General features: G+C 59.6%; 9 protein-coding genes. All 9 read right to left on the bottom strand.

The genetic code is table 11. From position 1 onward, the window contains the following. A partial coding sequence (locus ABEH87_RS17720) for a pertactin-like passenger domain-containing protein (RefSeq protein ID WP_346578232.1) occupies window positions 1–1,841 on the bottom strand: 1,841 nt, incomplete at its 3' end. Between the two features lie 186 nt (window positions 1,842–2,027). After that, window positions 2,028–3,116, bottom strand: coding sequence for an acyl-CoA desaturase (locus tag ABEH87_RS17715; RefSeq protein WP_346578230.1), 1,089 nt, complete (start codon window positions 3,114–3,116; stop codon window positions 2,028–2,030). Beyond that, window positions 3,113–4,213 (bottom strand): acyl-CoA desaturase, encoded by a 1,101-nt coding sequence (locus ABEH87_RS17710; RefSeq protein ID WP_346578228.1) that lies wholly within the window; start codon window positions 4,211–4,213, stop codon window positions 3,113–3,115. Before ABEH87_RS17710 ends, ABEH87_RS17715 begins: the two co-directional genes overlap by 4 nt. Continuing rightward, on the bottom strand, window positions 4,206–5,327 hold the full coding sequence (locus ABEH87_RS17705; RefSeq protein ID WP_346578226.1) for a sterol desaturase family protein: 1,122 nt from the start codon (window positions 5,325–5,327) through the stop codon (window positions 4,206–4,208). The genes ABEH87_RS17710 and ABEH87_RS17705 overlap by 8 nt, the downstream gene beginning before the upstream one ends. After that, complete coding sequence (locus ABEH87_RS17700; RefSeq protein ID WP_346578245.1) at window positions 5,324–5,908, bottom strand: phosphatase PAP2 family protein; 585 nt, start codon at window positions 5,906–5,908, stop codon at window positions 5,324–5,326. Before ABEH87_RS17700 ends, ABEH87_RS17705 begins: the two co-directional genes overlap by 4 nt. A gap of 23 nt (window positions 5,909–5,931) precedes the next feature. Continuing rightward, entirely contained in the window at window positions 5,932–7,221 is a 1,290-nt protein-coding gene (locus tag ABEH87_RS17695) for a F390 synthetase-related protein (RefSeq protein WP_346578224.1), read from the bottom strand. Next, window positions 7,218–8,024: an MBL fold metallo-hydrolase gene (locus ABEH87_RS17690; RefSeq protein WP_346578222.1), complete on the bottom strand. Its 807-nt coding sequence runs from the start codon at window positions 8,022–8,024 to the stop codon at window positions 7,218–7,220. Before ABEH87_RS17690 ends, ABEH87_RS17695 begins: the two co-directional genes overlap by 4 nt. Further along, window positions 8,017–9,033, bottom strand: a complete 1,017-nt coding sequence (locus ABEH87_RS17685) for an NAD(P)-dependent oxidoreductase (protein WP_346578220.1) — start codon at window positions 9,031–9,033, stop codon at window positions 8,017–8,019. Before ABEH87_RS17685 ends, ABEH87_RS17690 begins: the two co-directional genes overlap by 8 nt. After that, window positions 9,030–10,049, bottom strand: a complete 1,020-nt coding sequence (locus tag ABEH87_RS17680) for a 3-oxoacyl-[acyl-carrier-protein] synthase III C-terminal domain-containing protein (protein WP_346578218.1) — start codon at window positions 10,047–10,049, stop codon at window positions 9,030–9,032. The genes ABEH87_RS17685 and ABEH87_RS17680 overlap by 4 nt, the downstream gene beginning before the upstream one ends. Between the last annotated feature and the right edge of the window lie 140 nt (window positions 10,050–10,189).

Here is a 10,189-nt window from a genome sequence, read left to right as displayed (position 1 = left end):
GCCGCACTCCCGCTCACCCCCAGCAGGGTGGCGTTACGCTGCTGCGAAAACGCCCGCGCCTGACCCGCCGCATGGCTGACCCGGCTGGCCGACGATTTGACCCACACGCCCCCGCGGCCTGCGTCGTTGCGCTGGTCCGGCAGCGCCGCCGCGGACTGGACCACGCCGGACAGCGCCGTCTGTGAAGCCAGGGCGGCGTTCGCCCCGGAGGAGAGCTCCGGCGCGGGGTTCACCTCTGCCATAGCCGGTTTTTCCGGTGTGATGGTTTCTGTGGCGGCAGCCGGCTGTTCTGCGGCTGCGACCGGGGCAGGCGCTTCTGAAACGGCCGGTGCTACCGTTGCTGCCGGCTGCTCTGCCGCTGCTGGTGCTAACGCTGCTGCGGGCTGTTCTGCTGCCGCCGCCGCTGATTCTGCTACCGTTGCTGTTGTCGCTGCGACCGGGGCTGGCGGCTCTGAAACGGCCGGTGCTAACGTTGCTGCCGGCTGCTCTGCCGCTGCTGGTGTTAACGCTGCTGCGGACTGCTCTGCTGCCGGAGCCGCTGACTCTGCTACCGTCGCTGTGGCTGCCCCGGCTGACGCAGGCGCTTCAGCGACAGAGCTCCCTGATGAAGCGGCCGGCATCCCCGATCCCGTGTCCGGTGAGTTTGATGAACTCGCTGCGGGTAAGCTCAACCCGCCCTCTGGCAACGGCTTTTTTGCACCGGCATCTGTGGAGACCACCGCATTATTGCCTCCCCTGGTCAGCTGCCAGTTATTGCCCTGCTTTTGCAGCGTATAGCGGTACGCGCCGAGGTCAACGTGTCCGCCCGCCAGAGTAAATTCAGCGTCACCGCCGTGGGTAAAGACCAGGCGCTGGAATTCTGTGGCCTTGTCGGGCTCGTTACCGCTGTCGCTGATCGCCAGCTGGTGCCTGCCGGAGGCCGCATTTTCGCCGCGTACAATCAGTAGGTCACTCTTGCCCGCCGACAGGTTGGTGTTCATCTGAAAGATGCCCTCACCGCTCAGTGAGTCCACGCTGAGGTTTTTAAAAGAGCCATCTGGCGTGAAAATGACGCGGCCATCTTTAAGGTTAAGATGATTAAATTCTGAATTTTTTGTTAACTCCCAGCGACTGTCGTCAAGACTCAGTCGTTCAATATCATTGATAAGCCCTGTTAACGATGATTGATTTTTTAACTGGAGATCGCCACAACTTAAGCAGTAAGCAATATGTGATTTTACATCGCCAATCATAGTGCTGTTGTCTGCTTTCAGCGTTGACCCATTTCCTCTGAAAAGGATGATGGGGGATTTTTTCCCACGCGCCTCCAACAGACTCTCTGTCAGAGTCGCATTATTAATAATAGATAGGATGACCGAATTTTTACCTTCGGTAATGATTGAGGAACGAACTATATTAAAATGAGAATCACTACTATTTAATACCTGATCATCATTATCAAATAAAGCATATGCAAGATCATCCTTAATCAGGATTTTTGAATTTCTTATATCTATCCTGCCACCATTTTTTGAGACGAAAAAAGTTTTGCGATTCGTATGAATCAGGTCAATTATATTACCAGAGAAATTGCTATCCTCTAATAAAACAGAACCACCACCATTTGAGAAAATAGCCAAAGGAGCGGAGCTTTCAATGTTTCTAACTGTCAAAACCCCGTTATTTGCAGCACTAAGAGATTGAACTTTAAATAAAGTAGAATCACCATTAAATTCTAAATTATATCCATCAGCAGCAAAACTCACAGCGGAAATCTGCTGTGAATGAACTGCCAGCGCAGTGGTTAACAGAAAATAACTAAATTTGTAGCGCGGGCGAAAATAAAAAGGTAAACGCAACATTAACTGAACCTTAAAATAAATAAATTGAGAGGCTCATTATGCTTTTGTTTAATTTTTCATTCTGTCGGTGCAGGGCTGACAGATTTGTAGGAATTTTCCCGCACGGGTAATAAAAAGATCTATCGGAGCAGGTGTAAAAGCGCGATTAATCTCAGTGTGCAAGTATGGCAGCGCAGCATAAGTAACTTAATGTTCTGCATCCTCTTCCCCCAGCTGCTGCAAAAACTGCTGCTGTGAGCTGAGTAGCTGCGTCAGATTCAGACACTGATAATCATAACCATAGCGCGCCGCAACCTGGGCAATCATCACCGCCAGCACCGGATAGTGGCGATGGCTCCAGTGCGGAAAAAGGTGATGCGTCAGATGCAGATTAATCCCCCCCAGCCAGTAACCCAGCCAGCGTGGCCGCGTCAGCCAGTCACAGGTGGTGGCAAACAGGTGGCTGTAACGGCTGTGCGGCAGCTTTCCCTGCTCCGTCGGCTGGTAACTGTTTCCTTTTGCCCAGTGCGTACCAATAATCAGCATGACAAAAATCAGGGAGGCCATCATCTGACAAAGCAGATACACGCCAATCACCGTCCCGACGCCGAATAAAGGAGACATCAGCCACAGCGGCAGCCCCAGCGCCAGTAAACCGTGGCCCAGCTTTACCAGCAGAAACGCGGCCCAACCCCTGATGCCCTGCAGGCGCATTTTGGCCCCGACGCGCGTCTGTCCGGCGCGATCCAGCCAGTCAAACAGCCAGATGTAATACGGAAAGGTCAGCGCAGCCACCAGCGGCCAGTAGTAGCGCTGATAACGCATTAACGGTCGCAGACGCTGAAACCGCGACTGACGCAGAATACCGTTCTCTTCCATATCCGGGTCATAGCCGATGACATTGTTTCCCGAGTGGTGCATCAGCACGTGGCGCACTCGCCAGCACTCGGGATCCAGCCCCAGCGGGATCGTCGCCAGCGCGCTTAGCCAGCGGTTAGCCCCGCGGGATTTGAAAAAGGCCTGGTGCGATGCATCGTGTACCACGTTGATCGCCAGCAGCATGGCAAAGAAACTGAATCCGGCCTGGCAGGCAGCCCAGGCCAGCCAGTGAGTCTGTTGCAGCCCCAGCCAGCAGCACGCGCCCGCCAGCAGCGCCAGCAGTATGGCTTTCGCGATCATTGCCGCGTCAGCAAAGCGGTGATCGCCGTTCCGGTCCAGCCAGGCCTGAGTGGTGCGCGTCAGTTCACGGTGAAACTGCAGATTTTCACGGGCAAAGCGCAGCGGCGGCAGGTTCATGTTGTCCCTCCTGGCTGGCCCATACGGCGCAGAAACGTCTGCTGCTGCCGGAACAGTTCACGGTAGTTAATGCAGCGATAATTCATCCCGTGTTCTGAAGCCAGCCGGGCCACTATTGCCGCCAGCGCGGGATAGTGCCGGTGATGCCAGCCGGGAAACAGATGGTGCGTCAGGTGCAGGTTCAGCCCACCGGTAAAATATCCCAGCCAGGCGGGTGAAGGCAGCCAGTCACAGGCGGTGGCAAAATTGTGGCGATACCAGCCCTGTGGCAGCTGTCCCTTCAGCCCTGGCGGGTAAAACTCCGCATCGGCCCAGTGAGTCCCCAGCAGCAGAAACACCACCAGCAGAGAGGCCGCCATCTGGCTGATGAGCCACGCGGCCAGCACCACCGACAGGCTAATCCCGTGCTGTTCTGCGGCCCACAGCGGCACGCCCAGCACCAGCAACAGGTGCAGTACCTTACTCAGGGTGAACAGCAGCCAGCCGCGAACGCCCGGCATCAGTCGCCGTTCGGCCAGCGGCGTTTTACCGCAGCGGTCCGCCCAGTCAAAAACCCAGGCCAGATACGGCAGCGACAGCGCAGCAATGAGCGGCCAGTAAAGATGCTGCCAGCGCATCCACGGTCGCCAGCGCTGATAGGGCGTCTGCCGAAAGAAACCGTTCTCTTCCGTATCAAGATCGTAATGCTCAACGTTGGCGTAAACATGATGAAAGTAAACGTGGCGCACGCGCCAGTAGTCCGGGTCCAGCCCCAGCGGCAGCGTTACTACGCGGCTGATAAGGCGGTTGATACCTGGGGAACGGCTGAACACGCCGTGGCTGGCGTCGTGATTAACCAGAATATTCAGCAACATCGCCATCAGCATAAACAACAGGTAGCAGAGGATAAAACCGCCCGCGCTGGTCTGTAACAGGCTGAATGCGTAACACCCGGCGCAGAGCAGCAGCAGCAGCCCGGCCTGAATCCATTCGTGCGCAGCGGCGAAACGGTGATCCTGGCGTGACGAAAGGTAGCGATGCGCTTCACGCATCAGTGCCTGGTGAAAAGCCTGTTCGCCATCAGGCGGGTAACGCAGCGGCGGCAGTGATTTAGCCATGTTCACCCTCTGATGTCACGGCCTGTCGCCCCCAGCCCGCGGCCAGCGCCACGCTGTGTAGCGCCACCAGGGACGCGGCGGCCAGCCAAACTTCGACGGTATCGCGGCACAGGGTAAACCAGGCCGGTAAGGCCAACCCGACCGCCAGCCACAGCAGCGGACTCCAGCGGCGTCCCTCTGACAGGCCACCGAGCGCCACGGCCCCCAGCGCCAGCAGCACAAACAGCCCTGCCTGCTCGAGGCTGACGTTTTGATAGCCGTAGCCGTAGATCCACACATAGCTGGCCACCAGCACAAACAGCAGCAGCATACCGCTGGTCAGGGCCCCGGCACGGCAGTGAAAGGACGCCACACGCTGCGAGGGGAAAAAAGGCAGTTTAAACAGGCGGAAAAACGGCCGGTTACTGGCCCAGAACGGGTTACGAGAAGCACGCTCCCCGCCGGTGCCAAAGCGATATTCCGTTTCCGGCAGACGGGCAAAGGTGCCGAACAGCTTGTCCCAGAAAATAAAGCTGCCGCCAAAATTCTTATCGGAATACGCACGGTCACAGACGTGGTGTACCCGGTGATGGTTGGGCGTCACCAGAATGTACTCCAGCCAGCCCAGCTTCGGCATCAGAGCATTGTGGTTAAACAGCTGCATGCTGTAGTGGAAAATCGACACGGTGATAAACACCGACAACGGCACACCAGCGATCGCCAGCAGCAGGAAAAAGGGAATCGAGGTCAGCGAGGAGTACCAGGAATTGCGTACGCCAAGCGACAGGTTAAAATGTTCACCCTGATGATGCACCACATGCACCGCCCACAGCAGGCTGAAACGGTGGTGCAGCCGGTGCAGCCAGTAGAAAGCAAAATCCCAGGCCAGGAGTGCAAACAGCCACATGCCCCAGGACGGCAGGCCGTCGATCCAGTGCTGGCTGAAGTGCAGCGCCACATAGCCATAGCAGGTCACTTCCAGCCCGCGGAACAGCCACAGCATGATATGACCGGAGTTAAGGTTAAACACCACATCGTGCCAGTTGACCTGCTGCCTGCCCTGGCGGCTGAGGACCAGCGCTTCCGCCATCACCAGCAAAACCATCGCGACAATCGGTAAGACCAGATCGCTCATTGCCGTTCTCTCTGTGCTGAAGAAAATTTCCACGCTACGCGCTGGCAGATCCAGCCGCAGACCAGCGCCACCAGGGCACCACTCACCAGGTCAATAAACAGATGACGACGCAGCTGCAAAATCGACAGCGCAATCAGTATTCCCCAGGCGATCAGCAGCCCGCTGCGCCACGGCTGTTTACGCTGAACCAGCGCCCAGACTGCCAGCAGCGACAGCGCGATATGCAGGGAAGGTAAACAGTTTTGCTCAGAATCGGCGGCCACCAGCCGGGCCAGCATCTGTGAGCTCAGCCCCTGTCCGCTGTCCTGCGGATAGACCAGCGTGGTCGGCCACAGCAGATACACGGCCCCACACACCAGCGCGGTCAGGATCATCGAGGCACTCAGCCAGCGCAGCTTCTGCGGGCGGCAGAACAGATAACCAGCCGGGATCAGCAGGAAGAAGGAGAGATACAGCCAGATGGCATCAGCCGTAAACGGGATCATCCGGTCAATCACACCCGGCTGCATCACCGTTCCCGGTCCCTGCCAGCGGTCGCTGAACGTATAGATCACGCCAACGCTGCCCCAGCCGATCAGCATCGCAACCAGACGACGTAACAGGTTCACTGCCCTTCCCCTTTCAGACGGATAATACGCCGCCGCTTGCGGTCAAACTGCGGCATCAGCGCCTGCACCGTCAGCTGCCAGCGCAGCCTGTCGGTGGCGATCCCCTGCCGGGTAAACAGAGCGATCAGGGCCTGCTGACAGGCGATCAGCTGTTCCCCGCTGGCATCGCTGATCAGTTGCAGATCGTCCCTCTCCGTCTGTATCAGACGGTAATCACTGGTAAGCGGCAGCGCACGGGCGATCGCCCGGCTACAGACATCGGCAAACACGCTCTGCACTTCGCCCCTGAGATTGCGCAGCTGCAGCTGGTCATCGCGCCGCCCTTCAATGGCATCCAGCACCCGCGTTGGCTTTCCGCAGGGGCAGGGCCCGGTAGCCGCCACCAGCACATCATCCAGCCGGTAGCGGATCACCGGCTGCGTGCGGCGGGTAAAGTCGGTAATAATCGGTGTAAAGCGGCGATCGTCCAGCCACTCAGGTTCAATATGCACAAACTCTTCGTTCAGGTGCAGACGCCCGTGGGAACAGGTCGCCGCGAGAAAACCTTCGGTAGCCTGATACACTTCTGCCACATCGCCGAACACCTCGGTTAACAGCTGGCGATCCTGCGGTTCCAGCACTTCCGCGACTGAAATCACCCGGCTGACCCTGAGCGACAGCTGTCCGTTTTGTACCGCCAGCGCCAGGGCGCGCAGTACCTGCGCCGGGGCAACAATAATCGTCGGCGCAAACTGCGGCAGCGTTTGCAGATGTTCACTGAACGGCACGAACAGATCGAAGAAGGCCAGGCTCAGCCAGCGCGTATCCACGCTGTGATACAGGTGATTATCGGCACGCAGAAACAGCGCCACCCGCTCCCCGGACAGCAGGCCGTCAGGCAACATTTTCGCCAGCATGCCCCCGGCCCAGATGCGCTGCTCCTGAGGACTGACGACAAACACCCCGCGCTGCCCGGAGGTACCGGAGGATAATCCGACGCTGAAACGCCCGACCTTTGGCGCGAAATCGCGCTCCTGCTCGCTGCGTAGCGCGCATTGCAACAGCGTATCGACATCCAGCCCGGCCGTATTCATCTGGTTAAAATCGGCCATCATCCGGGTTTTATCGCACAGCGGCCAGGCCGACAGCGGCAGATGCTGATACGGCGCATAAAACGGGCTGTTCGCCATGACCCGGCGGGCAAAGCGTCGGAGCTGCCGCGCCTGCCAGCGCTCCAGCGCCGCACGGTCGCGGAAGGTCAGCCGCCGGGCGCGAAAATAGTGCCACAGCATACGCACGGGGATCATAAGTCCCCCTCATGGCAGAGCAGAATACGCACGCGGCCGCCCCGCCACAGCTGATGCAGCAGGTTCAGCGTGTGGTAGTAGGCGGCGCTGTCATCCATAATCAGGTTCGCCAGCCGGGACGGGCCGCGCAGCTGCTGATAGTTGTCCGGGCACCAGGCCGCATCGCTGGCCAGCAGCGTCCAGCCGTCATCCTGCTGAATAAAGGCGCCAAGATGCCCGGCCGCATGGCCCGGCAGCGCGACCAGCAGAATTTCACCGTTGCTCTCCGGCAGGCACCAGCCGTGCTCAAAGGGCCGCAGCTCGGCGGGAAGCGCAACCCGCTCAAAGCCCTCAACAAAACGCAAACGGGACTCAAAGTCAGAGGGGATCAGACCGGGGACAAACGCATTTTTTAACGCGCGGAACCCGCGCAGCGCACGGGTTTTCTGCCAGCCTTCGCCAGATCCGATCATCGGCACACCGGGGAAGTCGTGCAGTCCGGCAATATGGTCACCGTGAAAATGGGAGATAATCAGCCCCTGAATATCGCCGGGCTGATAGCCCGCCTGACGCAGCTGCGCCACCAGCGCCTGCTGGGGTGAAAAATAAACCGGGGTCAGCCGGGCGTAAAGGCGGAATATCCCGCTGCGGGTGTGGTCGATAAAGTGGCTGGCATAGCCGGTATCCCACAGCCAGCGGCGATTATTGGCCTCCAGCAGCCAGGCGCGGGCGGGAAACTGGCATACGCGCAGGCCGGCACCGCGCAGCGCCATACAGCCACGGTGAGTACAGTAGCCCGCTTCGAACGTCGTCAGTCTAGCCACGGCCACCCACTCCCTGCTGACGCCACCACTGGGCGGTCAGCGTAATCGCCTCTTCCATTGAGTAGTGCGGCCGGTAACCGAGCTCTGCAATGGCCCGCTGCGGACAGAGCGTCATATCCACGCTGACGGCCCCTACGCTGTAGCGGGTCAGCAGCGGCTCACGCCGCGTCAGCAGCGACGCGCCCTCCATCAGGGTCGCCACTCCGTACAGCAGGCTGGCTGGCAGCGAGCGGATCTGGCAGGCCAGGCCGAGCTGCTGGTTCAGCAGCTGATGCAGCGCCTCTGCCAGGGTGACCGGCTGCTGGTTGGTGATGTTGTACGCCGCACCAGAGATCAGGCCTGGCGTCTCGCTTGCCAGCCACATCGCCTGCACTACGTTCAGCACAAACGTCAGATCAAGCCTGGCCTGACCGCCGCCCGGCAGGCGCAGTACGCCCTTATCGCGCTGCAGCTGCGCCAGCAGGCGCGGCACAATCACCCTGTCGTGTGCGCCAAACAGCGCGCGCGGCCGCAGCATGATAAAAGTGGTCGCGGGTGACTGTGCCACCTGGCGCAGCACGACCTGCTCGGCCGCATATTTGCTGGCAGCGTAGTGGCAGGCAAAGCGCCGGGCGCGGAAACTTTCATCAACCTCATGATGGGGGGTGTAATCGAAATAGATCGCGGGCGTGGAAATATGAATGAAGCGCTTTACTCCCTGCCTCGCGGCGGCCGCCGACAGCCGTTCCGTCGCCGTGACGTTCGCCTGCCAGAAATCGGCGCGCCGGCCCCAGGGGGAAGATTTGGCGGCGCAGTGCCAGACGGTATCGGCGTCCCCGACCAGAGTGGCGCAGTCATCCACCGTAGCGGCAGCCAGATCAAGAGCCGTAAACCTCGCCCCGGCCTGCCTGAGCTCTTCGCCCACGGCACGGTCGCGGCCGGTAGCGTGTACCTGATGTCCGGCAGCCAGCAGCCACTCCACCGCATTGCGCCCCAGTCCGCTGGTGGCGCCGGTCACCAGCACCTTCACGGCAGCAGCACCATTCCACCGAGCGTCAGCCCTGCCGCCGTGCCAATCAGCATCACCGGGCCTTTGTCGAAACGATCGGTCACCCGCGCCTCATGCAGAGCGCTGGGAATGGATGCCGCCACCTGGTTGCCGCGATGGCGATAAATATCCACCAGCGCTTCGCTGCTGACATTCAGGCGCTTGCGCATATGCTCCAGCGACAGGTGGCTGGCCTGATGCGGCACGACGGTGGCGACCTGTGCCAGACTCAGTCCGGCCATCCCCAACAGCCGCGCCAGATAATCCTCAATCAGCCCGGAGGCCTGGCGGAACAATTTTTTCCCCTGCATATGGAACAGGAAATCACTGTCGCGCATCCCGGCGCGTGGGTTACAGCGGGTGCCCCCGGCGCGGATCTCACAGAGTTCACTGCCGTCTGGCCAGCTTTCCATCAGGCAGGAAAGAATGCCGCTGTGTCCGTCGCCGCGCTCTACGATGGCGCAGGCCGCGCCGTCCCCGAAGATCAGCGACGACTCTTCGTGTTCCCAGTCAATCCCGCGCGAAGCCAGCTCGGCGGAGACAATGGCGATACGGCGATAGGCACCGCAGTTCACCAGGCCACCCGCCACCTGGAGTGCCGAAATAAAGCTGACGCAGCTGCTGTTGATATCAAAAACAGCCGTACCCGGCGTCAGCCGCGACAGCTTGAGCACCTGTATCGCACTGCACGGCAGCGCCTGTACCGCGATGGCAGAGGCAAATATCAGCAGGTCGATCGTGGTCGGGTCAATATCCTGCGCGCGCAGCGCCGCGTCGAGGGCGTCGGCTCCCAGCTGGGCCTGGCTCGCCTGATGGTCGGCATGAAAGCGGTGGCTGATGCCGGAACGTTTCTCAACGTAGCCGGGTTTAAACCCCAGGCGCTCATCGAGCATCGCGGAGGTGATGCAGGCGGGCGGAAGCGCCACGCCGCTGGCAATAATCTTTAGTGGTACGAAAGCCGTGGTGCGCTCCGGCACGGGCTGATGGGGCTGATTCATCCGTATTCCCATTAACAAAACCGTAAAATTATTGCGCATTGTAACCAAAGTGCGGCACACCGCAAATTATCGGGAATTGAAGAGGAGGTAAGCGGGGAAATACAGAGTGAACTGACTGACATAAGGGGATAAATCAGCAG

The organism is Erwinia sp. Eh17-17 (genome assembly GCF_039675725.1).
GTDB lineage: Bacteria > Pseudomonadota > Gammaproteobacteria > Enterobacterales > Enterobacteriaceae > Erwinia.
This window is presented reverse-complemented; position numbering and strand designations above follow the sequence as displayed.

Bases quoted from the DNA above. Each gene is read 5' to 3' on its own strand.
- ABEH87_RS17715 (WP_346578230.1), bottom strand. From the start codon at position 3,116: ATGAACCTGCCGCCGCTGCGCTTTGCCCGTGAAAATCTGCAGTTTCAC.
- ABEH87_RS17710 (WP_346578228.1), bottom strand. From the start codon at position 4,213: ATGGCTAAATCACTGCCGCCGCTGCGTTACCCGCCTGATGGCGAACAG.
- ABEH87_RS17705 (WP_346578226.1), bottom strand. From the start codon at position 5,327: ATGAGCGATCTGGTCTTACCGATTGTCGCGATGGTTTTGCTGGTGATG.
- ABEH87_RS17700 (WP_346578245.1), bottom strand. From the start codon at position 5,908: ATGCTGATCGGCTGGGGCAGCGTTGGCGTGATCTATACGTTCAGCGAC.
- ABEH87_RS17695 (WP_346578224.1), bottom strand. From the start codon at position 7,221: ATGATCCCCGTGCGTATGCTGTGGCACTATTTTCGCGCCCGGCGGCTG.
- ABEH87_RS17680 (WP_346578218.1), bottom strand. From the start codon at position 10,049: ATGAATCAGCCCCATCAGCCCGTGCCGGAGCGCACCACGGCTTTCGTA.